Below are 24,818 nucleotides of genomic sequence, written 5' to 3' on the forward strand. Positions count from 1 at the left end.
ATGAAGCCCCAGGAGTTTAGATAAACTAAATGACTGGGGTGAAGAGCGACGGTAACAAAGCCTAAAAATCATTCGCGATGAGTATAAGCCTGGATACTTTTTAATTATATTTTTATACTTTTTACTACTTTCGGCAACTCACTAATACAGCTAATCATTGCATCGGGTTTTATATGGTAATCCCATGAGTTTTGTTCGGGGTTGAACCAGATGGCTTTTAGACCGACTTCCTTGGCACCGATAACATCATATTCTGGGTGGTCGCCGATGTGTACAATTTCTTCAGCAAGCACTTTGGCTGCTTGGATGCCGGCTTGGAAAAACATAGGATCGGGTTTGCTGGTGTTTAGCTCGTCTGCACAAAAGGCAAAATCAAAATAATCCCCTATCGACAGACGTTTTATATTGACGTTACCGTTGGTGAGCACGCCTAAAGTATATTGTTGGTTTAATTCTGCTAATATGGATTCGACATAATCAAAGTAATCAACCTGGTGGCGGGCATGGAGAAATACTTCCATGGCTTGTTCAGCTCCTTTGGCTGCTTGTTCAGCATAGCCTGCTTGAGTTAGCAGTTGTTCCAGTGTGACTTTTCTTAAGTTGGTTACCTGGTGGGTGAGGGCTGGGTTGGCTTGTTTTATTTGATCTTTAAATTCTCTAAACTCCGTGATGGTTGTATTTATATCGCGGTGATCATTGATATTGGGGAATTGGTCTAGTATCCATTTGATAACATCTCGCTCGGCTTTTAGTAAAACAGGTGTGTTATTCCATAGGGTGTCATCAAGGTCAAAAGTGATTGCTTTAATTGTCATTAGTATTACTGCTAGTTGAGGATTCTTTACGCCTGGCTCTTGGATGGCTGCTGTCGTATACGTTGCTTAATTGGTTGAAATCTACATGAGTGTACACTTGTGTAGTGCTAATATCACTATGGCCCAGTAATTCCTGTATAGCGCGTAAGTTACCGCTTCCCTCCAATAAGTGAGTAGCAAAACTATGGCGCAACATATGAGGGTGCAGGTTACCTGGTAACCCCATGAGCTGAGCAAAATACTTAACCCTGTTTTGAATTTGTCGATTGCTAATTCTACTGCCCAGTTTAGAAACAAACAGGGCGCTCTCACCTTGTTTGGCTAACAGGCTGCGGGTTGTCAGCCATTTCTTTAAGCGATTACAGGCGTAGCTACCGATTGGTACTAGTCGGGTTTTGCTGCCTTTGCCAACTACAGTTACCTGCTGTTGGTTTAGATCGATTCCACTGATATCAAGCTGTGATAGTTCATTTAATCTTAAGCCTGATGAATAAAAAAGCTCTAAAATAGCATGGTCTCTGATTAATAGTGGATTATCAGGTGTTGTATTTAACAGCTGGGCAATTTGATCGACATCCAACAGTTGGGGTAATTTTTTAGATGCTTTTGGTGCCTGCAATGCAAGGGTCGGGTTTTGTTGACTGGAATGTTTGCTGCAATAAAAAGAATAAAAAGAGCGAATGCTAGATAAGTGACGCTGTATTGAGCGGTGATCTAAACCATCATGTTTTAACTGGCTTAGGTAGTGTCTGAGTAACTGAGGTGTTACTCGTTCCCAGCCTGGGCACTGCTGGCTATCTAGCCAGACAGCCAGCTTGTTTAGGTCACGCTGGTAATTATCAAGCGTATGTTTTGCCAGCTGTCTCTCTATACCCAGGTATTTATAGTATTCCTGTAGTGTTTGTTTTAACACGCTTTAGCTGTTCTTGTTAATTGGCTGCTTTTGTTAATTAGATTGCTCTTGAAAATGGTAAACCAGCTGGCTGAGTACTTCACCAATATGGGTTAAAAACAAGGTACCATTGCTGGTTCGAAAGTGATTCATATCCTCACTACCAATAGCCAAAATACCCAATAGCCGTTGATGATAAAGTGGCACCACGGCAGCAGAGCCAACTTGATGGGCTTGATCAGGGAAAAGTACAAGCTTTTGCTCTAGTTTTAATAAACCAGTAATAGGCTTGGTGCTTTCAAGAATATCCCCTAACTGTTTTTTAGCTTCTGCTAAGGCAAAGGTTCGGCCATGAGTGTTGAGAGGTTGGTCTGCAAAATAAAGTAGGCAGCAGGCGTCTGTTTTAAATTGCTCTCTAAAGTGCTCTTCAATAATGACTTGAATATCTTCCAAGCTACTGGCAGCTAGCAAGTTGATAATGAGTCGGCGGGTTTTATCAAAAAGCTGATCATTTTCTCGGGCGATAGCAATTAAATTGCTTAAGCGTTTATGCAGCTCTTTGTTTTCTTTTCTGAACAAATTAACTTGATGTTCTAATAAAGAAATTGCTTTACCACTCGGGTGGGGAACAGTGAGAGTTTTCAGTAAATCAGGGTTGTGCAGAAAGAAGTCAGGGTTAGCTTCGAGATAAGCAACCACCTGCTGTTCGGTGATTTCTTCCGAAAACGCCAGCTTATTGGTTGGTTTTGTCATAACCTAATTTGACCTTCAAATACCCGGCAGGCAGGACCTGTCATTTTTACGCTATGCCCTTCACCTTGCCACTGAATTGTTAAACTACCGCCTGGTAAATTCACAGTTACCTGCTCATCCAGCAAGCCTTGAATACAACCAACGACAACTGCCGCACAAGCTCCAGTACCACAAGCTTGAGTTTCTCCTACGCCACGCTCAAACACTCGCAAATTGACTTCCTGGCGGCTGAGTACTTCCATAAAACCAACATTAACCCGCTGAGGAAAGTCTGGGTGTGACTCTAATTCCGCCCCTAATGTGTTAACAGGTGCGTTATTGATAGTGTCTACCTTTAATACTGCATGGGGGTTACCCATTGAAGCAGCACCTAATTCCATTTCGCCATTAACAGTTTGTACTTTATAAGTAGTCTGCTGTTGAGGTGCATTAAAAGGAATTTTGCTTGGCGCTAGCTTTGGTATACCCATATCTACAGTAATATTGCCATCGGCTTCTACTATTAATTCTATATCACCTGACAGTGTTTCAACCTTAATATGGTTTTTGGTTGTTAACTTTTTGTCTAGCACAAAACGAGCAAAACAGCGCGCTCCATTTCCGCATTGTTCTACTTCACCGCCATCTGCATTGTAAATTCGGTATTTGAAGTCGTTGTTTGGGTGGCTGGGTGGTTCAACAACCAGTAGTTGATCAAAGCCTATCCCACGATGGCGATCGGCCAATGACCGAATTAAATCTTCATTGAGTTTGCAGTGTTGGGTGACTAAGTCGACAACCATAAAGTCGTTGCCAAGCCCGTGCATTTTTGTAAAACGTAACAGCATGGTGTTGTAAGTCTATGCGAATCTAAAGCCTGGATATCTCATTAGTTAAGGTTACAAGAGATATCCAGTTTTACTTAGTTAGGGAGTAGGTATTCGTTTGCTATTTGTTGGCTAACAGTTTCTCTAGCCCTGATTAGATGGTGCTGGTCTTTATCAACCATCACTTCTGCTGCTCGATTACGGCTGTTGTAATTAGAGCTCATAACAAAGCCATACGCGCCAGCAGAACGAATGGCCAGCAAGTCGCCTGGCTTCAGGTTTAGTTCTCGGTTTTTGCCCAGAAAATCACCTGTCTCACACACAGGGCCAACGATATCAAAATTAGCTTGTAGGCCATCAATTCTTGGTTTTACTTGAACAATGTCCTGCCAAGCATTGTACAGAGAAGGGCGAATCAGGTCATTCATAGCTGCATCCACAATGGCAAAGTGTTTATGGCCATTGTCTTTCAGTAAATCAACTTGGGTGACTAAAATACCGGCATTGGCAGCAATTGAGCGGCCTGGCTCAAATACTAAGGTGAGGTTGCGGCCCTGGATTTTTTCCATAACGGCTTTGGCATAGGTATCCGGCTCTGGTGGTATTTCCTGCTGATAACGGACCCCAAGGCCACCGCCTAAGTCGAGGTGTTTTAGCTCAATACCCAGTTTGGCTAGCTCATCAACTAAAAATAACAGGCGATCCATTGCATCTAAAAATGGATCAATCTCGGTTAATTGCGAACCAATATGACAGTCGACGCCTATAATTTGCAGGTTGGGTAGTTGAGCGGCCTTTTGATACGCGGAAATTGCATCATCAAAAGAAATACCAAACTTGTTTTCTTTCAACCCTGTTGAAATATAGGGATGGGTTTTAGCATCAACATCGGGGTTAATTCGTAATGAAATAGCAGCTTGCTGGCCCATTTCTGCAGCGACTTTCTGAATGCGTGCAAGCTCAAACTCCGACTCCACATTAAAGCAATGGATGCCGACCTCAAGGGCCCGGGCAATTTCTGCCTCTTGCTTGGCTACTCCAGAGAAAACCACTTTGGCTGGATCACCACCAGCCGCTAGGACGCGTTCAAGCTCACCTACTGAAACAATATCAAAGCCTGCGCCTAGTTTAGCCAGAACATTGAGAACAGCCAGGTTGGAGTTGGCTTTTACCGCATAGCAGATCAAATGGGGGTGTTTACCCATCGCCTTGGTATAGGCTGTGTAGTGACGTTCCAGTGTGGCCCGGGAATAGACATAGCAGGGCGTGCCATACTGCTTAGCAAGCTCCGTAACCGGAACATCTTCGGCAAATAATTCGCCATCGCGGTAAAGAAAGTGATCCATATTGCTTCTTAATCAAATCGCTTATTGGTTAACAGATTCTGTAGATTCTTGCTCAGATTCATCTGGTAAGTAAAGAGGTCCTTTTTGACCACAACCAGCCAGCCAGGTAAGTAGAAGCACAGCAAATAGAATGCGCATTGGATATCCCTCACTAATAGTACAATAATGACGGCAAAGTATACCTTGTCTGTTATAGCTCGGCTAATGTTCAAACAGTTAAACTGATAGCGACTAAACAAATTTGTACAATGGGCTAGAACAGGTTGGGAACAGCTTAGAAGTCACATCAAACAGGTTACAAGCGAATGACAGAAGCAGAATTTAATGAGTTATTAGACGAACTAATGGTGGCTATTGAAGATGCCATTGATGAGCTAGAGATAGATATAGACTGCGAATCTGGCAACGGTATGCTAACCATGCAGTTTGAAAACCACAGCCAGATCATCCTAAGTCGTCAGCCAGCACTACGACAACTGTGGCTGGCAGCCAAAAGTGGTGGATTCCACTTTAACTATCAATCAAAAGAACAGCAACCAAACGAACAGCAGTGGGTATGTGACAGCACTGGCGAAGAATTCATTAGTATGTTGAACCGGTTTATGACTGAGCAGGGTGGAGAGGAAGTAGAGTTGGAGTTGGGTTGATATGGCTTGTTGAGTCGCTATAACCCCCTTACTTAGGTTGAGCTTACTTTATTCTATCTACAAAAGAATCAAATAATACATGTCAGATATTCAAAAATATTTACGCAAGTTAACAATTGATGATTTATATGAGTGGGCTGGCTCGACCATTGTTAGCCGAGGGAAAGGCTATATAAATTATGTTAGTGATGATATTTTCATTACTGAACATGACGAGTTAGTTGCTGAGGTTGAAGGAAGTGAGCTTTATATTACTCGTGTATTTTTAGATGATGAAAATGAATTAGTTGCAGGGTGTAGCTGCCCATACTATGACAACTGTAAGCACGCTGTGGCCCTAATTTTAAAAGCTGGTCAGTATTTAAAGCAGCATAAAAAAATCCTGCTATTAACTGAAGATAATGATCTTTATCATGAGCTTGATGATGAGATCGAGGAAGATGCTGAGTTATATTTAGAGGGAGAATGTGAAAAAACATTAACAGGCCATGAAGTGCAATTGTATAGGGTTTTGGTTAAAAAAACTCATGCAGATTTGTGTGACTTATTAATTGATATAACCAATAAACATCCTCAAATAAGGCAGTTAATACTAGAAAACCATCGCTTTAGTAATAGTGACGTTAGTCAGCAAGTTAAACGACTGCGGAAAAAAATCAAAGAACTGAGTCGCATAGATGCCTGGTCCAACCATTGGGATAATGAGAGTAATATACCAGACTATTCTCCAGTTAAAACCCAATTGACATCATTATTAAAACAAGGTCACGGGGATGATGTATTACAACTTGGGGAGTACATATGGGAGCAATGTTGTCAACAAGCTGAACAGGCCAATGATGAAGGTGAAACTGTTTTTGAAATTGGGCAATGTTTGGAAGTTGTTCTCCAGTCACTTCCTGAGTCAAGCTTTTCTCATTCGGAGCAATTGTTGTGGGTAATTGAACGACAGTTAGAAGATGATATTGGCTTATTGGAAAATGCTAATGAGTTTTTAGAAAGCCCGATATATACTCCAGCTGATTGGCAACAAGTCGTAGACAGTCTTATGAAAAGGTTAAAAGCGACTCCTATGCCACCCTCTATACATGACTTTACTAAAAAGTATCACCGTAAGAAGCTACTGAGAACAGTAATACACTCGTTAAAAGCGAGTAGACAACATGAAAAAATGATAGCACTAATGGAAGCAGAGGTTGAATCTTCTCAAGATTACCAAGACTTAGTAAATGAGTTGTTAGCTATAGGTGAAATAAAAAAAGCTCGTCAGTGGTGTATTGATGGCTTCTATAAAACACTAGATGACGCGCCAGGAATCGCAGGTGAGTTGCAAAGCCTGCTGCGTGAGATGGCTGCACAAAACAGTCAGTATGACTTAGTTGCAGCATACCGAGCACAAAGCTTTTTCGATAGGCCGTCGTTAGAAGCCTATGAGAAGTTACAAACTGCTTGTACCAAAGCAGGCTGCTGGGCTGAAGTGAGAAACAAAATATTAGGCTATTTAGAAACAGGGCAACGCCCTGATGTAACAGCTAAAAATAATCTTAAAAGGAATTGGCCTTTACCTAAGCCAGAAGTGCTATATCCTTTAGTTAAAAAATATAAAGAAAACTTTCCCAACTATGACTTATTAATTTCCATAGCAATTAAAGAGCAGCGTAATGAAGACGTGGTTAGCTTCTATTTGAAAAGCAAAAAAGCGAATAAGGGACGACTCTATAGCCGTTATAATCACACAAGCCAAAATGTGGCAGAAGCTGTTAAAGACACGCACCCTGATATTACAATAACTATTTGGGACAATATAGTTGAATCACTAATAGCAGAGGTAAAGGCGAACTCTTATATTTCTGCTGTTGGCTATTTACGGAAAATGCGAAAACTTTATACAAAATTAAATCGCCTAAATGAATGGCAAAAGCTTATTGAAAGAATACGTGTTGAACACAAGCCTAAACGACGTTTGTAGGAAGAATTAAAGGTGCTGTTTGCTAATTAAGCGTTTGGTTTCTATACAAATGCTCAGCTGGCTAGCTACATCGTTCCATTTGGATAAAGCGTCAACCACCTCGGTAACCACTTCTTGAGCCTGCTTCCAGCTTGGGAAATTAGCTTGCCGTGCTAATTGTTGAATAACCTTTAATGGAGGGGTCTTACCAAAACCACCAAAGGCAGTACTGTGCTCACCATGAGGCGTGGGGCTAAAGGTTACATCATAAAAAGGGGAAGGCTGCCATTGACCAAGGTCATCCTGCAAAAATGCCCAGTTTTTACTGTGGTCATCTTGATTTAACGCAAATAGGTTAAATACTGCTCGGCGAAACTGGGCTTTTCCAGCAGCAGGGCTTTTACATAGCACTGCACTAACTTTAATTAGGTCTTCATAATCCATGGACGGCATCCTAAAATCCGCATCTACTAATCCACATAGGCTATGAAGGTGATAGCGCCCGTTTTCTGGTGAGTAGTCAAAGCGCTTCAACGCTAACCAAGCTATTGCACCAGAACTGCTCGGTGGGTGGATTAATTGCCATATGTAAACCCATATGAGGTGACTTTGGTGCTTGCTGGAGACTATTATCAAACTGAAGGTTAAATGGCGAGAGGTTGTCATAGTGCTGCAAGTAATCACTATGGTATTGAAAAAATACAGCTTGAGCATTTTGAGCCAAAGTGCCAACAGCTACTCTCTCATTACTACTTAGTCGACGAAACACCTCTAGCTTATTGATTGGGTTAAAGTTGCTCATTTACCAAGTACCTCATCGATACTTTGGGGCTTTGTTGGTTGTACTCTATAAAGTTCAGCTAGTCGCTCCAAATCATCAACACACTGCCATAATAAAATAAACTGTCGCAGCGAGACTTGCCCTGTAGTTTCAAACTTCTTAATCGTGGGGGCGGGAACAGTACTTTTTTCCGCCAGTGCTTCACGTGAAAGCTTCATGGCTTTGCGCTTTTGACGAATGGCCTCTGCTAGCTGTTGCTGAATATCGGCAGGAGACAGCAAAGATAAGCGTTTCATACATCACCTTGTAAGCTACTTTATAGATATAATAGTAGCTATTATTATAGATATAGTCCAATTATAGATATAATAGTATCCTTTTGGTGAGTGATTCTGGAAAGGTCAAAGTAAGCTAAGTAGGGATAACAATATATAAATAGTTGTTGAGTAATGACTTTATGCCCGTATCTACATCATTTGATGTGCATAATGCACTCAGCTTTAGTCTTCAGGTTGATATTAATGCATAATCTGTCTTGTAATGATGAAATATGCACATTCCTATGGTTAAGCACATAAGGAACACCACTGATGGTAGCCAATATCTCAACAATAAATAATAAGTCACTCAGCGAAGCAGAGACTATTATCTTGGTTTCTAACCTGTACAAAGTAAAAGTAAATGAACTCGGGCTGAGTTTTTTGTTTATAGATAGCCACGCTTATTATAAATGGGCAAGCTTTTATAGCGACTCAATAAAATTACAGATAGAGCAACAGCTGCTTTAGTATCAAACTAAATGAAAGAGCACGTGTTGAGCACAAGCCCAAACGACGTTTGCAGGAAGAATTAAAGGTGCTGTTTGGTGAGAAAATGGTGGATTGATAAGAAATCGAAGTGAATAGTGTTGGAGGCTTGGTATAGCCTCCTTAAATACAGGTTATTCTTGTACTGCGACAGCCCAAACCTGCTTTAGAGGTAATTCCGCCTTAATTTCCTTGCCTAATTTATCGTAATTAGCAAATAATTGATCGATTAAATCTTGTTGGCTCCACAGCTTTAGGCGAAAAAAGCTATTGGCAGCTCTTTTGCTACGCTACTTTTGAATCCCATTAAGAAAACTAGCTGCCATGCCATCCAATCTGGATTTTACTTTTTCCCAGCTAGGCATTACTTGTTTCATTAAGCGGTAAAACTGTTCGCTGTGATTATGTTCTGCAATATGGCAGAGTTCATGAAGTATGACATAATCGATACATTCGCACGGGGCTTTAACCAGATGAGGGTTGAGGGTTAAGCGGCCATTAGGAGAGCAACTACCCCATTGGGTTTTCATGGTACGAAGGTGTAATGGAGGCTGCTCAGTTACCCATAGGGTTTGGTTTATAACTGCGTCAAGGCGTTTAGCAAATATTTCTTTGGCTCGGGACTTGTACCAACTTTCAATTAAAGCCTGAACCTTTTTAGGGTTTCGCTTTTGTACGGTAACTTCAAGCTTGCCTCTAAATAGCTTGACGTTCGGAGCTGCTTCAGGTGCTTCTAGTACTTTAAGCATGTATTGCTTGCCCAAATAATAATAACTTTCGCCACTGATATATTGCCTGGGGGTGATATGGGTTAACTGTTCACGGAAGTTTCGTAATTGTTGATAAATCCAGCGGGCTCGCTTTTTAACGGCCTCTAATACTTCTGCGTCACTTGCAGTAGATGGAGCATGAGCACATACCCGGCAGTCCGGGTATACTTTAATAAGCACTCGTTGTATTGAGTTAACTCGGTTTGTTCGCTCAAAAGTAATACACTCATCGCCATAGTAAAACGCTAACATTCGGTTTGTTAGCGTAGTAGTGGTCTTGTTATGCTCAATAAATGTACTCATTCTAGCTAGTAGTGAAGAATCTAAGTGTCTGATATACCTACACGGGTAATTTGTACCACCCACTCTACTATAGCTTTCGCTTGGTCCATACCGCTACCGATGGTTTTGCATTCTTTAAATAGTATAGGTAACAATTGTTTACGAATAGCGGCTTCTATATTTTGTGGATTAATGGAATTTTCTGCAACAGCCTTTTCAACCAGTGTTTCTATTTTAAATGCTAAATCAATCCAAGTCTTTTGCTCGTCTTCATTAAATACAGAAAAAGCTGCTGGTAATACTTTCTTAAACACACCAAAATATTTTTGTGCATGGATATTTCCTGACAGAGCCTTGGGTATATCATCCAGTTGACGGGCGCTGGCTTTTGTTTCAAGTTCATGAAAAATCAAATACTGCTTGAGTGGGTGGTTAAATTGCTGCTCAGCCTCTTCAATAGCCTTGCGTAGTAGCTTTGAGAAAGCTTCCTGAGCATAAGGATCATCACGTAAATCCTGCTCAATCATTTTTGTTACTCGGGTTTTTATGATATCTGTTTCATTACGGGTTTTTTCTTCACTCCATTGTTCGGGTTTTTGTTGCTGACCCATTTTGCTTACCGCATAAACACCATCTGGTTCTTTTATTTCTACACCTACTACATGCTTATCTAACAGCTTTTTCACCTGGCTCACATATTCATCATAGTTAACGGTTTCGCCAGCATCTCGTTTGGCTACTTGGCGTAAATTAGACAGTTGTTTAACTGTTTCTTTATAGTGGCGGCGATCTTCATCGCTGAAGCTTTTATCTTCATAAAATGTAGCGGATTGTAATGCCACTTTCAGGCAGCTGGAAAATTCGGTAAGTGCTTCATAAAAGTCATCTCGCACTTTTAAATTGGCATCGACTAGCTCGCCGTCTTTTTCAACAATCTTTGGGATCAATACCTGCCGTAATTGTTCAATTTGACTTTTATTTTTAACGCCACTAAAAATACTCCACAGTCTTTTATACAGCTGGGGTAAACGCTTATACTCAGTGTTCATTTGATTATAGAGGCCGGCAATGTCATTAATGTCATAGCCTCCTTGGGTTCTAGATGCTAAGTCCTGGTATTTTTGGATAGTGGTATCAAGCTCAGCTAAAATACCACGGTAGTCAATTAATAAGCCAAACTTCTTGTGTGGGTGTAAACGATTCACTCGGGCAATCGCCTGGATGAGGTTGTGCTCTTTAAGTGGTTTATCAATATAAAGCACCGTGTTTTTCGGTTCATCAAAACCGGTGAGTAGCTTGTCCACGACAATCAACAGTTTAAGCTCGTCGTCTTTATTAAAGCGGTCGATCACTTGTCTGGTGTAGGCTTGTTCTTCCTGGTTACCTACATTCTCTTTCCACCATTGTGTTACTTCTGGAATTGAAGCTTCATCAACCGTCGTGTTGCCTTCACGGGTATCAGGTGGGCTCATAACCACTGCGCTTTCAAATAACCCTGCCTCATCTAAATACTGTTTATATTTAATAGCTGATTCTTTACTGTCGCAAGCTAGTTGGCCTTTTAACCCATCATCAATATTTTTGACAAAGTGATTGGCAATATCCAGTGCGATTAAGCGAAGCCTGTCTTCTGATTGATAGACTTGACCTTTTTTAGCAAACTTTTGTTTTAAGTCAGTTTTTTGTTCACTAGTCAGCCCTTCAGTGATACGGTCAAACCAGCTGTCGATTGCTCGTTCATTAACATCTAAATCAGGGATACGTTCTTCATAAAGCAGAGGTGTGACCGCCTGATCTTCCACTGCGCGTTGCATAGTGTAAGCGTGGATGATGGGGCCAAATTTGTTGGTTGTTTTGTCTTCTTTTAATAAAGGGGTGCCTGTAAATGCAATAAATGCTGCGTTTGGTAATGCCTGCTTCATCTTCATATGGTTTCCGCCGCCTTGACTGCGGTGTCCTTCATCAATCAGCACAATAATATCGGCGCTATTATTTTTACAAGCCGGTAGCTGAGTGGCGCTATTAAACTTTTGAATTAATGAAAAAATAATACGCTCATTGCCTTGGCCAATTTGTTCTGCCAGGCGTTGTCCTGATGTAGCCATGGCAGCAGCTTTATCTTTTTTTGCAGCCAGCTCGCCACTGGACATAAAAGTGCTGCTGAGTTGATTCTCCAAGTCTATCCGATCGGTTACCACTATAATGCGACACTGTTTGAGTGAATCATGTAATATTAATGCTTTACTTAAAAACACCATAGTGAAGGACTTGCCTGATCCTGTGGTATGCCAAATTACACCACCTTCGCGGCCACCTTTATTGTTGTGAGTGCTAATGCGTTCAATTAAGCGCTTAATTCCAAATACCTGTTGATAACGGGCGACTATTTTCCCGGCTTTTTTATCAAACAAGGTAAAGAAGCGCGTCATGTCTAGTAATCGCTTAGGTGTTAATAAACTGATGAGTAATTTATCTTGCCCTGTTACGATCAGTTCGCCGCTAGCAATGAGTGTTTCATACCAATCTGAGTCTTTCGCTGGTCGATGCGTAAAAATAGCCGATTTTTGTTCTGTAGAAAGTCTTTGGTTTTTCAAACCTGTCATTTCAGTTTCACTGATATCTTCTTCACGCCAGGTTGCCCAAAATTTTGCCGGTGTATGACAGGTGCCGTAACGTCCGTCAGTACCATTAATTGATAGTAATAATTGGCTATAGGCAAATAGTTGTGGAACTTCATCGTTGTGCTGATTACGCAGGCATTGAGAAATCCCTTCTTCAACTGTTGGGCCTTTTTTGGCCTGGCTATCTGGGCGTTTCGCTTCAATGACGACAAAAGGAATGCCATTAACAAAGCATACAATATCAGGTCGGCGACTTTCTATGCCATTACTGCGTAACACAGTGAATTCTTCAGTAAAGAGAAAGTTGTTGTTTTCAGTATTATGCCAATCAATCAAGGGGATGGTGGGGTTGGCTTTTTTGCCCTCAATAAACTCTGTAACTGAAATACCGTAGAGCAAATGGTTGTAGAGCTTTTCATTAGCTGCTCCTAAGCCTTCGTTAAGCGCTGGGCTGGCAATTATGCTGATAATATTGTCGATTGCTTTATCGCTTAACCTGTGGTTTTTGCCATTAAACGGGAAGCTGCGCTTTTTTAACTCTTGTTTGAGAACACTTTTTAATAGTACATCACTGGTATTATTGTTACGAATTTTTAATGCCTGCTCTGGGGGTAAAAATGTCCAGCCAAGTTTGCTCAGCAATGTTAAAGCAGGGATTTTGGCGCTGTATTCTTCTTGAAATTTTGGGCCAGTTTGCATGATGAATCCTTATTCTATACAGATACTGCTTTATATTTGACTCAGTTAAGGCTTTGAATCAATAAGTTACAAAGTTAAATAGGGTGATCCTTTAGCCACTCTTTCCCTTTAGGAGTAATTTGATAAGCTTGCTCAGGGTGGTTAACCACCTCTGGGTAAAGATAATTAATTAGCCCTTGTTCTCTTAGCGGGTTTAAATGGCTGGTTTTAAGTCTGCTGACATCTCGTTTTAATAGAGCACCAAGTGCTTCAGCATTTCTTGGGGTAGTTGCAATCAGCATTAAAATAATGGGCCATAGCTTTTCTTTACGTGCCTTAGGGGTTAGTTCTGTAATAGCTTGCTGCAAACTATCCGATAACTCCGGCGTGTCACGGTTTTCTTGTTTAAGGTCACTGCTATGTAGTTTGAGGTCACTGCTATTTAGTTTGAGGTCACTGCTATTTAGTTTGAGGTCACTGCTATTTGAAGGTTGCTCTGTTGTTTGGTTAATACTTTCAGCTGATAAGCGATAGTAAGTTGCAGGCCCTTTTCCCCCTTTTACTAGCAGCTGATAACCTTTGCATAGTTTTCCTAGCACTTGGCTTGCTGTTAGAGTGTCCAAGCCAGTAATAGACCGTAATGCCCCGTTATCGATAGCTCTCATTTCCTTCGCCAGCACCAGCGCTTTTGCTTCTACATCGGCTAGCTGCAATGATGAAAACTGCTTTAACCACTCTAGTTGTTCTGCATCCATTAACTGGTGCAATAAATAGGTGGCGGTAAATTGGTTTTCCAGCTGGTGATTGGTAAAAACCGGCACAGTAAGCCCTGCTTCGGTTAATAAGCGGCGCATGGTGCGAATGCCAGTGCCTTTGGTTTCGGCAAAGTCTAGGTCATATAATACGGCGGCTATAATCGGGTTGCGGAGCTGCGAGCCCATTTCACCCAGCATGGTTTCTGGCTTTAAGGAGTAACCCGAATTGCGAATTTCCAGCCGGTTACTGTAACGCACCACCAAGGTTGGTTGATTTACTTGGTAGTCACGATGCATAAGTGCATTGACCACGGCCTCTCGAACCACTTTGTGGGGCAGTAATGGTTGGTCTGCTCGTTGCGTTTCGCCTTCTTTTAAAATGAAGTGACGAGGCATATCATCCAAAATGGTGGCTTCTAACCGGGTAATTAGCCGAATAATCGGTTCGCGAAAATCTTGGGTTGTCGCAAAACGCTGGCTTGGGTCTTCTACCCATTGGGTGCCTTGAATACGTACATAATCTACCCTGACGACAGGCAGTAAACGGCGTAGAGATAGCGGTTTAGCTAGTAACAATAACCCAGCTACATTGGGTAGATAGCTGCCATTACGTTTTTCTACCAGCCTTAATGCACGCAGCATTTCCTCATCAGAGGCTTGCAGCTCTTCTGCCTGAGGACGCACTCGGGAGCGTAGTTGCCGGTAAAGCTCAATGGCAGAAGGGTCTAAATCATCCCATTCAGCACCCGATAAAATAACCTGCTCAAAACTCATTCCTGATTTAGCCAGTAATAATGGTGCTAATTCTTGTTGAGAGCATTCATAGTCACCATTTAAGCCGCGGCGCCATACCCCCGTTTTACGTTTGTTTTTACTGCCATGCTTGCCAATAAAACCACAGGGCTTGGCGGCTGGGTCTAGCTCAGGTATGAATACGCCTATCACCAGCTTACCCTCAATAGCGGTATGCTGGCTTTGTACTGGTATCGCAATATCAAATTGGGTACGACAATTGCCTTGTAATTCGTTCAGTAGTTTATCGGTATCAGTAACACCTGTTACCCAATAATTGTTGTGTGTTTCATCAGGTTCAGAAATACCTAGTAATAAAAAACCGCCACCTGACCCAGGCTCATTAGCAAATGCACAAACGGTTTGCATAATAGAGTCGCCAATATGTGTGGCGCGTTTCGCCTCGATGCGAGGGTGCTCATCCAGCGCTATTAATTCCTGATAAACCTCCTCCACCGACCAATCCATTTAGGCAACCTCCAACTCGTCAACGTTAACTCGGCGTTTGCCGGTTAATAATTGCTGCATTAAGGCTTTTTTCTCTTGCTTTAAACAGTCGAGTTTTTGTTGTAGGGTTTCGATTTCTTTATCTGCGGTTGAGAGTATGGTGGCGATTTTTTGTTGCTCTTTAAGGCTTGGTGAATGTACTTTTAACTCTAAAAGTTCTTTAGGATTGACACGTCTAGCTTTTCTACCACCATTGGCGAGCCCTAGATTAGCTTTATAAAACTCCTCTCTAGAAACGAAGTAAAGGAACCATTTAGGACAAACTTCAGGTAAAAAGTTAAAAGCAGGTAAATCTAGAGTTGACTCATACCCATCTAAGTTTTCAGGTATAATTCCAAATGCACCGTTTAAGAAGTCAAGTTTGCTATAAATGAACTGGCCTGATTTTCTAATATAGTATTTTGTGGACTCACTGCCAGAGCGAGTTTCCTTTTTCTGTATAACACCTTGACCATAAAGTTTTATGGTGATTTTTTTTGCTATATCGCCAGTATTTCCTGGAGTTCGACTTTCTATTATAAATTCAGAAATTAGTCTTTTGCACCACTGTCCACTAAACCCCGGCAAACGCTTTTTACCTGTTAACAACTGCTGCATTAATGCTTTTTTCTGTTGTTTGCTATTAGCTAGTAGTTGTTCTGTGGTGGTAATGGCTTTGTCCCAGGTGGATAGGATTTTGGCTATTTTTTTTTGTTCGGGGAGGGGGGGGATGGGAAATACTAGCTCTCCAATTTTTTTTAAAGTTAATCTTGTGATGGCTTGGCCTGCCATTTGGGACTTGATTAGTGACTGCCCCATAGGGCTTAGTAATATTTGAATAAGAAAGTTATTTACTAGTATGTTTTTTTTTCCACTTAGAATAGCAACGCTTGATAATAGACTGAATTCTTCTGCTAAAACGTTTAACGCAGCATTACCTGTATTTGCACCATCCTTAGTTAATAATACATCTCCATATTGAACTGGACTAGCCTTAAATATTTTTCGATGTTCTTCCTCAGAAATATATGATATATCTGATAGGTCCATAGTACCAAATTTAATGTTCTTTGAGGTAATATATTTAAATGCTCCACTTGTGCTTTTTGGAGAAAAATGGGTTCCGTCTTTTAGAGTAAGTAGCACTTTATGCAGAGGTTCTTTTGTCCAACTATTGGGTAGTTTCATGCTATACTCCCCCGGCCAGTGAATCGTATCCCAACTCCTCCAAATACCCAGCCATTTCCACTTCTAGCTCTGCCAACTGAGCCTTTAATTGTTCCCGCTGTTGTCGCACAGCTATCAAATCAATTTCTTCCTCTTCTTCAAAGGTATCTACATAACGAGGGATATTCAGGTTGTAATCGTTTTCTTGAATTTCTTTTAAACTGGCGACGTAGGCGTATTTATCGACATTTTCACCACCACGATAGGTGTTAACGATTTTATCGATATTGTCTTGAATGAGTATGTTTTGGTTTTTGCCGGCTTTACATTCTCGGCTGGCATCGATAAACATGACGGAATCATCTTGTTTATCACGAGCAAATAATAAAATAGCGGCGGGTATACCTGTGCCGTAAAATAATTTTTCTGGCAGGCCAATTACGGCATCTAATAAATTTTCGTCAATTAATTGCTTGCGGATTTTCCCTTCACTGCTGCCGCGGAATAATACGCCATGGGGGACTACTACACCCATTCGACCAGTGGTGGGGTTGAGGGTTTCGATCATATGCAGGATAAAGGCATAGTCCCCTTTGGTTTTAGGTGGAATGCCTCGGCGGAACCGGCTGAATTTATCGTGCGCTGCTTCGTCATGGCCCCACTTATCTAGCGAGAAGGGTGGGTTGGCAGTAACAATATCAAACAGCATTAAATTACCGTTTTTATCCAGCAATTTAGGATTGCGGATGGTATCGCCCCATTCAACTTTGTGGTTGTCTTCACCGTGCAAAAACATGTTCATTTTGGCTAATGACCAGGTTGAACCAATCGCTTCCTGACCGTAGAGCTCATAGTTTTTGCTGTTGTGGTGCTCTTTTACTTTTCGGCCACATTTCATTAATAACGAGCCGGAACCACAGGCTGGGTCGCAAATGGTATCGCCGGGCCTTGGGTCCAGTAACTCAGCAATCAGTTCAGATACTTCAGGTGGGGTGTAAAACTCACCCGCTTTTTGTCCGCCGCTGGCAGCAAAGTTTTTGATTAAGTATTCGTAGGCATTACCAATGACATCCAGTGAACCGACCCGGCTGGGCTTCAGGTTGAGTTCAGGTTTGGCAAAGTCTTCTAGCAGGTGGCGTAAGATAGTGTTCTTTTGTTTTTCTTCACCGAGCCGGTCAGTGTTAAAAGATATATCCTGGAATACACTCTTACCGGCGTCTTTTAATTTGTTGCCATTCGCTTCTTCAATCGCATGCAGTGCCTGGTCAATGCGCTCACCATTACCAGGCTCGTGGCGGTGTTCCCAGAGCGTGTAAAAGCTGGCGGATTTGGGGAGCACAAAGCGCTCTTGCTTCATTAGCTCTTCAATCAACGCTGGCTCATCACCATGCTCTTTTTGGTATGCTTCATAATGGTCTTGCCATACATCACTGATGTACTTCAAGAACAGCATAGCCAGAATAAAGTCTTTATAGGTATCGGCACTGATGGTACCTCTGAAGGTATCGCAGGCTGCCCATAAGGCCTTGTTGATAGAATCTTGATTAATGGATGTCATACCTATAAACCTAACTTAATATTTAGTTTAGGGTTTTGTATAAAAAATGTTCTATAAAACAGTTGAAGCAATAAAATATGCGCAGACTGCCCTTGGATTATACCAAGTTTATATATCTGAGGCACTTTATGCTGTATTCATAAAGAGGCCAAAGTGCTATGGAGTGCCTGTGTTTTCTGGTGGTTAAAGACAGCTGAGTTAAGCTATTAAATTTGAAGTCTAACCTTGAATTACTATTGTTTTTTTGCTCATAGATTTTATCTAACCTAAAGAAACACTACTTAACGACATTGGTTAAACTAAATGTCATTATCATAGACTAAAAATCAAAAGAGCTATTTTTAGTGTTTCAAATACATCATAAAATTTTTAAGGACAAACCATGATCAAAGCCTACGCCGCTTTAGAACCCAAAGGTAAATTAACGGAATTTGAATATGACCCAGGTGAGTTGGGGCCTCAGGAAGTTGAGATTGATGTGGATTATTGCGGTATTTGTCACTCAGATTTATCGATGATTAATAATGAATGGGGGTTATCTGAATATCCACTGGTTGCTGGGCATGAAGTGGTTGGTCGGGTTGCTCAAGTGGGTGAGCATGTTACCCATTTACAGGCGGGTCGGTTGGTTGGATTAGGTTGGCATGCTGACTATTGCCAGGCTTGCTCACACTGTAATGCGGGGGATCATAATTTGTGTTTAACCGCTCAAGGAACCATTGTGGGACATCATGGTGGCTTTGCGGATAAGGTGCGGGCTAATGCTAAATGTGTGGTGTCGCTACCAGAAGGTATTGATGTAAAGTCGGCGGGCCCATTGTTTTGCGGTGGCATTACGGTGTTTAATCCATTGGTGCAGTTTGACATTAAACCAACGGATAAGGTGGCGGTAATCGGCATTGGGGGCTTAGGGCATCTAGCTTTGCAGTTTTTGAATGCTTGGGGCTGTGAGGTAACAGCATTTACTTCTAGTGAGAGTAAGTCTGAAGAGGCAAAGTCATTAGGTGCTCACCACACACTCAACTCTCGTGACTCTGAAGCCATTGCGGCAGCCGCTGGGCGCTTTGATTTTATGCTTTCTACCGTTAACGTCAAGCTGGACTGGAATCTTTACCTTTCAACACTCAAACCCAAAGGACGTTTACATTTTGTCGGGGCAACTTTGGAGCCGCTTGATATCAATGTTTTTGGCTTAATCATGCAGCAACGTTCTATTTCTGGCTCGCCAGTAGGCAGTCCTGGCAATATTGCAAAAATGTTAGAATTTGCCGCTCAACATAATATCAAGCCAATGGTTGAAATGTTTAAATTTAGTCAAGTCAACGAAGCTTTGGCCCATTTAGAAAGTGGCAAGGCGCGTTATAGAATAGTATTAGAGAAATAAAAAACATATGCTCGTCACGAATGACTTTAGAATGTCTGGATTTTCTTGTTAGAAGAGTCCTAGACGATTTTTCCAAAGAATAATTCGCGAAGAGTATAGAAGTGTAGCTTATTGCATATGAATATATTTCATAGTTTTATTTTTGTGTAACATTACAAAAAACAAAAAAATTAAAAAGAGAATATTTGTTGATCTGAGTCTATGCAGCTGGCATTATTTTGTCCTTTTATTGTTGCAGTATTTTTTAGCAATAACCATTGAAGCTTATTTGGTTTGCTAGCAGCTGTAATTAGCCCTGATGTTAGGGTATCCAATAAAATAAGCGGTTTTCTCGGTAGTTCTTAATTACTTTCAAGGATGAATAGATAAGGATAGACCATGAAATACGTTGCACTTGTTTCCAGTTTGGTTATTTCAGCTTCTTCATTAGCTTATGGAGATGGTATAGGGATAGATCCAGAAAAGGTTCGTTTCTTAGGTGGCTGTTCCGGTTTGGTTGATACTAACCCTGATAAGTCATTTGATATTATTTTTGATGAGCAACCCCAGGCTGAGGCCTATGGTGGGCGTGAGCGGAAAACCTGTGTTGTGAAGTTTCCGATTCAAATGCCTGCTGGTTATCAGCTGGCAATTAGTCGGGTAGGGTTTGAAGGGGTTGCAATGATTCAATATAACGGGAAAGGACAAATTGTATTACGTCACCGCTTGGCAGGTACTACTGGAAATGCGGCGATTCAAGAGTTTTTCCCAAGTAACTTTCCTCAAAATATAACAGTTAATAAAAACTTTGCTGGTTACTCATTTTCGCCTTGCGGTCAGACAGTCACATTTAAAACGTCTATAACCGTAGAGGCAGAAAATGGCCGGGTAGTAATCGATGAAGCTGCAGGAAGAACTGTTAATTATGGTTATGAAATGGTTCAGTGTGGGCAGTTTTAACTGAAAACCAGGCAAATAACTGATGTGTAATCTGGAAGCCTTTTAACCTGAGTATTTCTTCACTGAGGTGCATGAAAATATTTTCTGTAGCCTGTTGAATCATTTGGGGTTAGGCTTCCTTATACTGTAAAAAGGCTTTTACCATGCAATATAAAAAGCTTTTATTTAAGAGCGTATCAGCATTATTTTTGATTTCTGCTGTTACTCATTTAAATGCAAATCAACTTATTTCATCAAATAGCACTGACTCAATAATTAGTGATATTAAATTTTTAGGCGACAGTTGCAATGAAAGTGCAACGGTTAAATATGATCCGGTATCTGGCAATACCCTTATTAGTTTTGAAAATCTGGTAACGACAATAGGGCCTGAGAAGCTTCAAGATAGGGCGATATGTGTTATCAAATATGTATTATTAGTACCACAACAACAACGAGCAATTATCCCAGCCATTACTGTAACTGGTGCAACCGAGTCTACAGAAGCAAGTAAACACTCGGTAAGTTTACGCTATCGACAAGCGGGTGGGGTTGGGGAGGCATCTATCTGGCAGTTTAGTGGGTTGGCGAAAGGTAATGTTGCCTTAACTAAGCCTATGAGCAATAAAATCAATAGCTGTGGCCAATCTCTTAATTTAAAAGTATCCATAACTGTTGATACAGAGTTTCTAAATCGACTGAGTGTCCCCACAGAGTATCAATCTACGGTTATTCGTTCCTTGGTTTTACCTAAGGTAGAGTTGCAAGACTGTCTGGCAGAATAATAGAGTAAATAGAAAATGCCCTTCTCAAAAAATATATTGGTTTACGCAATTAGTTTATACCCTGTTGTTGGTTTTGCTATTACCCCGGAGTTTGAACGCATTGTTATACCCAGCAGTACCTGGTGCCCAGAGACTAACCCTTTATGTACTTGTAAAGGGGTAGCTGCTGATGCTAATGATGATGGCACAATTGACTTAATATTTAACCAATTTCAAGCAGTTTCAATGAATAGTAATGAAGTAGAAACAAGTTGTTCTATTCAAATCCCACTGATCATTCCTGAAGGCTATCAGGTAAGCTTTAGCCGTTTAGGGATAGAGGGCACCGTTAGCTTAAATGAGGAGGGAGAGGCTGGAGTTATCATTCATCAAAGTATGTCTGATGATGGTATAACCTCCCCCTATTATGCTGTTAGGGGGCGGCAAAATTACTATTATGATTATGGCAGCTTGCAAGATGTTGTTTTCGACTCTTGGGGAGAGCCAATTTATACGAGCTGTGGTAATGAGCGGGTTTATTTAGTTGCAAAAATTAACCTTATAGCTAAAGGGTTAAAAACCGTACTTAATATTGATGAAGGAGCAGCAACGGTTAAATTTAAAATAGATTATCAGCGCTGTCATGCATCTCGCGAATGATTTAAGGAGGGGTAGGTAATTGCACCTATCCCTGTAGGCTTTCTGTAAGTATCTCAGCAGGGTTTGAAACCTGCTTTATGAACCACATCATATTTACTCAACTCCTTTTGTTATACGCGTCATACTAATAAAACCAGGTTGTTTGAATATTGATCAATTCTGGTACCTTATCGGCATTGATTAAGAACTTGAATATCAATTCTCTTTTAGCCAGGGTTTTTACAATGTCGAAAAAAATACTTTCAGTTTCAATTTTATTAAGCGTATTTTCTCTTTCTGCTGTCGCAACGGCTGATAATGTTTCGATTAGTGACCATATTTGGAATGACAAAAATGCCAATGGTATTCAAGAAGATAACGAGCAAGGCATTAATGGTGCTGCGGTTCAGCTGCTAACATGTAAAGGTACTCAGGTAGCTTCTACAGTAACAGCATTAAATGGAAACTATCAGTTTTCTGGTATTAAGCCGGGTAGCTATAAAATACGGTTTGTCTTAAAAAGTGGTAAAGAGTTCACATATAATGGTCCACAGATGAAAGGTGGAATTAATAATAAAGTCATCGTATCTCCTTGGGGGGCTTGCTAATTATATTTGTTTTTTAACGACTTTCCTGGCCGGGTGGTTTGCTTACCACCCTTTAATTCTCGCCAAACTTCAATTATATTTTCTACAAACTCACTTCTCTCTTGCTTCTGCTTCACACTCTAAAGTTTAATAAAGTCTCATTTTATCTTAATAATTAAGTCAGATTAATTTACATTTATTGCCATAAATCTTGCTAAGTAGCGTGATTTAAAGGAATTTTTTGTTGGCCTGAATTTTGCCTATCTAGTGCTTGCTAAAAGCATTGTTCACGTTGCTAAACCTTCTCAGTAAAGTCTGAAAAGAGCAGGGAAGCATCTTGTGAAGTAGGTCAATAATTTTCTCAGGAGTATTACGAAGTGAAAATAACGAAAATAGGGCTAATGACTTGCGCACTTACATTTGTTGGCATGCAGGCTCAGGCTGGTTTAATTAAAATTGATAATCAACATAGCATTGATTCGAATGATTTAGTGGCGTCAGTAAGCTATGGTGGGAAAAACTTTGGTCCAGGTCTGCATCCGGTTGGCGATGCTAATCCTCATACTGGCAGATATACCTTCTGGCCTCATGGCAACGCCATGAACAAAAACCTCACCTTAACTTATGCAAATCCAATTAAAAATAGAGCTGGTAAAGATGGTGCTATTTTTATGTATCGGCCTTCTATTATCTGGGGTGGTACTATTGGTGTAACCATTAATGGCGTTTATAAAGATATTTTTGCTGATAACCTGATTGGCCCTGGAATAAGTACAGCTAATCAACGCCGAGGTGTTTTTGCTGGTTTATTTGACCTTTCTGACTTTAACCTTTCAGTAGGTGAAAGCATTAATAGCATTCAAATTTCAGCTTCCCGTAAAACAATTGGTGCTTATAACGGTCGTTTCATTAACGTTGAAATTGGTAATGGATCTGATGTGCAGTTTGCTGGTGCTGGTGGCCTTCACTATGTTGACCCAGTCAATCCGGTTCCTGTTCCAGGTAGTATTGCACTATTGGGCCTGGGTTTAGGTCTTTCTGCTATGGGTATGAAAAAGCGTAAGCAAAAAGCGTAATTTATTACTCATTACAACCGAATTAAAAAAGGGTATACATCGTATACCCTTTTTTATTGGTTATTTTATTTTAGCAGTGTCTTTTTTATCTTGATGCTAATAATTCTCTAGCTCTTTCAATAGCTGCTTTCACCTGAGCGGGTGCTGTGCCGCCAATATGGTTTCTCACATTCACTGAGCCTTCCAGGGTGAGTACATCGAATACATCCTGCTCAATTGTGTTGGAAAACTGCTGTAGCTCTTCCAAACTCATTTCAGAAAGGTCTTTATTTTGGGCAATGCCATAGGCAACTGCTTTACCTACAACCTCATGGGCATCGCGGAAGGGCATCTGTTTTTTTACTAAATAATCGGCTAAATCAGTGGCAGTGGAAAAACCACGTTTGGCTGCTTCATACATACTTTCTTTATTAGCTTTTATCGCTGGTACCATATCAGCATAAGCACGCAGACAGCCCTTCAGATTATCTACGGTATCAAATAAAGGCTCTTTATCTTCTTGGTTATCTTTGTTGTAAGCTAATGGTTGAGATTTCATTAAAGTGAGTAATGAAATTAAATGGCCGGTGATACGCCCTGTTTTTCCTCTTACCAGCTCAGGTACATCGGGGTTTTTCTTTTGTGGCATGATAGAAGAACCAGTACAAAACCTATCGGGCAACTCAATAAAATTAAATTGGGCTGAAGTCCAGAGAATTAATTCTTCAGAAATACGCGACAAATGAGTCATGATTAAACTGGCCGCTGAACAAAACTCAATGGCAAAATCCCGATCGCTAACAGAATCTAACGAATTTTCACTGGGTTTGCTAAAGCCTAATTGCTGCGCAGTAAACTCACGATCAATCGGGTAGGTAGTGCCCGCTAAGGCTGCAGCGCCAAGTGGTGATATATTCACCCGCTTGCGGCAGTCCTGTAGGCGTTCATAATCACGGCTGAGCATTTCAAACCAAGCCATTAGGTGGTGACCAAAAGTGACGGGTTGGGCGGTTTGTAAATGGGTAAAGCCTGGCATAATGGTCTCAGTTTCTTGCTCAGCCAGATTAGCCAAATTTTGTTGTAGCCGGGTGATTTCCTGGCAGATAACATCAATTTCATCGCGTAAATACAGGCGTATATCGGTAGCGATTTGATCATTACGAGAGCGGCCCGTGTGGAGCTTTTTGCCAGTAATGCCAATGCGGTCAGTTAGGCGTGCTTCAATATTCATATGAATATCTTCCAAGGCCACAGACCACTCAATTTCACCGGCTTCAATGGCTGTTTGAATATCCTGCAAGCCTTGTTGAATATCGGACAACTCTTGATCAGTTAAAATGCCAACCTTATTTAGCATGGCTGCATGGGCCAGGGAGCCGCTGATATCTTGTCGATAAAGTCGCTTGTCAAAATCAATTGATGCAGTAAATTTGGCCACAAATTGATCTGTTGGCTCTGAGAAGCGTCCCCCCCATTGTTGGTTGGCATGATTTGATGATTTATCCGACATTGGTTATCCCCGATTCCCGATTAAAACTAATTGGTGAAAAATAGATTATACAACTATC

At 41.1% G+C, this 24,818-nt stretch carries 23 protein-coding genes; 8 read left to right on the forward strand and 15 right to left on the reverse strand.

Annotation, left to right across the window (positions count from 1 at the left end; translation table 11 throughout):
* Positions 1-104: 104 nt before the first annotated feature.
* The 6 genes from OQE68_RS14415 to lptM all read right to left on the reverse strand — a co-directional run bounded on the left by OQE68_RS14415 (position 105) and on the right by lptM (position 4,750).
* Positions 105-815: an HAD family hydrolase gene (locus OQE68_RS14415; protein ID WP_180568444.1), complete on the reverse strand. Its 711-nt coding sequence runs from the start codon at positions 813-815 to the stop codon at positions 105-107.
* Positions 805-1,728 carry a tyrosine recombinase XerC gene (gene xerC / locus OQE68_RS14420; RefSeq protein WP_180568443.1) on the reverse strand — a complete coding sequence of 308 codons (924 nt, stop codon included), beginning with the start codon at positions 1,726-1,728 and terminating at the stop codon, positions 805-807. Before xerC ends, OQE68_RS14415 begins: the two co-directional genes overlap by 11 nt.
* A 33-nt stretch (positions 1,729-1,761) precedes the next feature.
* Positions 1,762-2,460, reverse strand: coding sequence for a DUF484 family protein (locus tag OQE68_RS14425; RefSeq protein ID WP_180568442.1), 699 nt, complete (start codon positions 2,458-2,460; stop codon positions 1,762-1,764).
* Positions 2,457-3,287 (reverse strand): diaminopimelate epimerase, encoded by an 831-nt coding sequence (dapF, locus tag OQE68_RS14430; RefSeq protein WP_180568441.1) that lies wholly within the window; start codon positions 3,285-3,287, stop codon positions 2,457-2,459. Before dapF ends, OQE68_RS14425 begins: the two co-directional genes overlap by 4 nt.
* A gap of 74 nt (positions 3,288-3,361) precedes the next feature.
* A complete protein-coding gene (gene lysA / locus OQE68_RS14435; protein WP_180568440.1) occupies positions 3,362-4,612 on the reverse strand; it encodes a diaminopimelate decarboxylase in 1,251 nt (416 codons plus the stop codon).
* A gap of 21 nt (positions 4,613-4,633) precedes the next feature.
* Positions 4,634-4,750: an LPS translocon maturation chaperone LptM gene (gene lptM / locus OQE68_RS14440; RefSeq protein WP_180568439.1), complete on the reverse strand. Its 117-nt coding sequence runs from the start codon at positions 4,748-4,750 to the stop codon at positions 4,634-4,636.
* A 167-nt stretch (positions 4,751-4,917) separates the two neighbouring features.
* Here lptM and cyaY point away from each other — a divergent pair, with 167 nt between their 5' ends.
* Together cyaY and OQE68_RS14450 are read left to right on the forward strand one after the other, a co-directional pair.
* A complete protein-coding gene (gene cyaY, locus OQE68_RS14445; RefSeq protein WP_180568438.1) occupies positions 4,918-5,259 on the forward strand; it encodes an iron donor protein CyaY in 342 nt (113 codons plus the stop codon).
* 79 nt (positions 5,260-5,338) lie between these two features.
* On the forward strand, positions 5,339-7,228 hold the full coding sequence (locus OQE68_RS14450; RefSeq protein ID WP_219340021.1) for an SWIM zinc finger family protein: 1,890 nt from the start codon (positions 5,339-5,341) through the stop codon (positions 7,226-7,228).
* 6 nt (positions 7,229-7,234) lie between these two features.
* Here OQE68_RS14450 and OQE68_RS14455 read toward each other — a convergent pair whose 3' ends face one another.
* The 8 genes from OQE68_RS14455 to OQE68_RS14490 form a co-directional block, all read right to left on the reverse strand.
* Complete coding sequence (locus OQE68_RS14455) at positions 7,235-7,843, reverse strand: type II toxin-antitoxin system HipA family toxin (protein WP_266195886.1); 609 nt, start codon at positions 7,841-7,843, stop codon at positions 7,235-7,237.
* Positions 7,728-8,009: a hypothetical protein gene (locus OQE68_RS31115; protein ID WP_255490850.1), complete on the reverse strand. Its 282-nt coding sequence runs from the start codon at positions 8,007-8,009 to the stop codon at positions 7,728-7,730. The genes OQE68_RS14455 and OQE68_RS31115 overlap by 116 nt, the downstream gene beginning before the upstream one ends.
* Complete coding sequence (locus tag OQE68_RS14465) at positions 8,006-8,284, reverse strand: helix-turn-helix domain-containing protein (protein ID WP_180568437.1); 279 nt, start codon at positions 8,282-8,284, stop codon at positions 8,006-8,008. Before OQE68_RS14465 ends, OQE68_RS31115 begins: the two co-directional genes overlap by 4 nt.
* An 800-nt stretch (positions 8,285-9,084) precedes the next feature.
* Positions 9,085-9,867, reverse strand: coding sequence for a M48 family metallopeptidase (locus OQE68_RS14470; RefSeq protein WP_255490849.1), 783 nt, complete (start codon positions 9,865-9,867; stop codon positions 9,085-9,087).
* A 20-nt stretch (positions 9,868-9,887) separates the two neighbouring features.
* Positions 9,888-13,166, reverse strand: a complete 3,279-nt coding sequence (locus OQE68_RS14475; protein ID WP_180568436.1) for a type I restriction endonuclease subunit R — start codon at positions 13,164-13,166, stop codon at positions 9,888-9,890.
* 74 nt (positions 13,167-13,240) lie between these two features.
* Positions 13,241-15,160, reverse strand: coding sequence for an RNA/DNA-binding domain-containing protein (locus OQE68_RS14480; RefSeq protein WP_180568435.1), 1,920 nt, complete (start codon positions 15,158-15,160; stop codon positions 13,241-13,243).
* Positions 15,161-16,366 (reverse strand): restriction endonuclease subunit S, encoded by a 1,206-nt coding sequence (locus OQE68_RS14485; protein ID WP_180568434.1) that lies wholly within the window; start codon positions 16,364-16,366, stop codon positions 15,161-15,163.
* A gap of 1 nt (position 16,367) precedes the next feature.
* Positions 16,368-17,903 (reverse strand): type I restriction-modification system subunit M, encoded by a 1,536-nt coding sequence (locus OQE68_RS14490; RefSeq protein ID WP_180568433.1) that lies wholly within the window; start codon positions 17,901-17,903, stop codon positions 16,368-16,370.
* Positions 17,904-18,285: 382 nt separating this feature from the next.
* Here OQE68_RS14490 and ahr point away from each other — a divergent pair, with 382 nt between their 5' ends.
* From ahr to OQE68_RS30860, 6 genes are all read left to right on the forward strand, one after another.
* On the forward strand, positions 18,286-19,287 hold the full coding sequence (gene ahr / locus OQE68_RS14495; protein ID WP_180568432.1) for an NADPH-dependent aldehyde reductase Ahr: 1,002 nt from the start codon (positions 18,286-18,288) through the stop codon (positions 19,285-19,287).
* Between the two features lie 378 nt (positions 19,288-19,665).
* Positions 19,666-20,226 (forward strand): DUF4360 domain-containing protein, encoded by a 561-nt coding sequence (locus OQE68_RS14500; protein WP_180568431.1) that lies wholly within the window; start codon positions 19,666-19,668, stop codon positions 20,224-20,226.
* 143 nt (positions 20,227-20,369) lie between these two features.
* On the forward strand, positions 20,370-20,990 hold the full coding sequence (locus tag OQE68_RS14505; RefSeq protein ID WP_180568430.1) for a hypothetical protein: 621 nt from the start codon (positions 20,370-20,372) through the stop codon (positions 20,988-20,990).
* Positions 20,991-21,005: 15 nt separating this feature from the next.
* The gene (locus tag OQE68_RS14510) at positions 21,006-21,629 is read left to right on the forward strand and encodes a DUF4360 domain-containing protein (RefSeq protein ID WP_180568429.1); all 624 of its coding nucleotides are present in this window, start codon (positions 21,006-21,008) and stop codon (positions 21,627-21,629) included.
* 224 nt (positions 21,630-21,853) lie between these two features.
* Positions 21,854-22,216, forward strand: coding sequence for an SdrD B-like domain-containing protein (locus OQE68_RS14515; protein ID WP_180568428.1), 363 nt, complete (start codon positions 21,854-21,856; stop codon positions 22,214-22,216).
* A 356-nt stretch (positions 22,217-22,572) separates the two neighbouring features.
* The gene (locus OQE68_RS30860) at positions 22,573-23,271 is read left to right on the forward strand and encodes a PEP-CTERM sorting domain-containing protein (RefSeq protein ID WP_180568427.1); all 699 of its coding nucleotides are present in this window, start codon (positions 22,573-22,575) and stop codon (positions 23,269-23,271) included.
* A gap of 85 nt (positions 23,272-23,356) precedes the next feature.
* Here the strand turns inward: OQE68_RS30860 and argH are convergent, their stop codons facing one another.
* Complete coding sequence (argH, locus tag OQE68_RS14525; RefSeq protein ID WP_180568426.1) at positions 23,357-24,760, reverse strand: argininosuccinate lyase; 1,404 nt, start codon at positions 24,758-24,760, stop codon at positions 23,357-23,359.
* Positions 24,761-24,818: the final 58 nt, after the last annotated feature.

The organism is Spartinivicinus marinus, assembly GCF_026309355.1.
Lineage (GTDB): Bacteria > Pseudomonadota > Gammaproteobacteria > Pseudomonadales > Zooshikellaceae > Spartinivicinus > Spartinivicinus marinus.

What these genes read in the sequence shown, in the direction of transcription:
- OQE68_RS14505 (WP_180568430.1), top strand. Translation starts at nt 20,370, where the DNA reads ATGCAATATAAAAAGCTTTTATTTAAGAGCGTATCAGCATTATTTTTG.
- OQE68_RS14485 (WP_180568434.1), bottom strand. Translation starts at nt 16,366, where the DNA reads ATGAAACTACCCAATAGTTGGACAAAAGAACCTCTGCATAAAGTGCTA.
- OQE68_RS14480 (WP_180568435.1), bottom strand. Translation starts at nt 15,160, where the DNA reads ATGGATTGGTCGGTGGAGGAGGTTTATCAGGAATTAATAGCGCTGGAT.
- OQE68_RS31115 (WP_255490850.1), bottom strand. Translation starts at nt 8,009, where the DNA reads ATGAGCAACTTTAACCCAATCAATAAGCTAGAGGTGTTTCGTCGACTA.
- lptM (WP_180568439.1), bottom strand. Translation starts at nt 4,750, where the DNA reads ATGCGCATTCTATTTGCTGTGCTTCTACTTACCTGGCTGGCTGGTTGT.
- ahr (WP_180568432.1), top strand. Translation starts at nt 18,286, where the DNA reads ATGATCAAAGCCTACGCCGCTTTAGAACCCAAAGGTAAATTAACGGAA.
- OQE68_RS14515 (WP_180568428.1), top strand. Translation starts at nt 21,854, where the DNA reads ATGTCGAAAAAAATACTTTCAGTTTCAATTTTATTAAGCGTATTTTCT.
- OQE68_RS14465 (WP_180568437.1), bottom strand. Translation starts at nt 8,284, where the DNA reads ATGAAACGCTTATCTTTGCTGTCTCCTGCCGATATTCAGCAACAGCTA.
- lysA (WP_180568440.1), bottom strand. Translation starts at nt 4,612, where the DNA reads ATGGATCACTTTCTTTACCGCGATGGCGAATTATTTGCCGAAGATGTT.
- cyaY (WP_180568438.1), top strand. Translation starts at nt 4,918, where the DNA reads ATGACAGAAGCAGAATTTAATGAGTTATTAGACGAACTAATGGTGGCT.
- dapF (WP_180568441.1), bottom strand. Translation starts at nt 3,287, where the DNA reads ATGCTGTTACGTTTTACAAAAATGCACGGGCTTGGCAACGACTTTATG.
- OQE68_RS14475 (WP_180568436.1), bottom strand. Translation starts at nt 13,166, where the DNA reads ATGCAAACTGGCCCAAAATTTCAAGAAGAATACAGCGCCAAAATCCCT.
- OQE68_RS14425 (WP_180568442.1), bottom strand. Translation starts at nt 2,460, where the DNA reads ATGACAAAACCAACCAATAAGCTGGCGTTTTCGGAAGAAATCACCGAA.
- OQE68_RS14470 (WP_255490849.1), bottom strand. Translation starts at nt 9,867, where the DNA reads ATGAGTACATTTATTGAGCATAACAAGACCACTACTACGCTAACAAAC.
- OQE68_RS14500 (WP_180568431.1), top strand. Translation starts at nt 19,666, where the DNA reads ATGAAATACGTTGCACTTGTTTCCAGTTTGGTTATTTCAGCTTCTTCA.
- OQE68_RS14415 (WP_180568444.1), bottom strand. Translation starts at nt 815, where the DNA reads ATGACAATTAAAGCAATCACTTTTGACCTTGATGACACCCTATGGAAT.
- argH (WP_180568426.1), bottom strand. Translation starts at nt 24,760, where the DNA reads ATGTCGGATAAATCATCAAATCATGCCAACCAACAATGGGGGGGACGC.
- OQE68_RS14510 (WP_180568429.1), top strand. Translation starts at nt 21,006, where the DNA reads ATGCCCTTCTCAAAAAATATATTGGTTTACGCAATTAGTTTATACCCT.
- OQE68_RS14490 (WP_180568433.1), bottom strand. Translation starts at nt 17,903, where the DNA reads ATGACATCCATTAATCAAGATTCTATCAACAAGGCCTTATGGGCAGCC.
- OQE68_RS14450 (WP_219340021.1), top strand. Translation starts at nt 5,339, where the DNA reads ATGTCAGATATTCAAAAATATTTACGCAAGTTAACAATTGATGATTTA.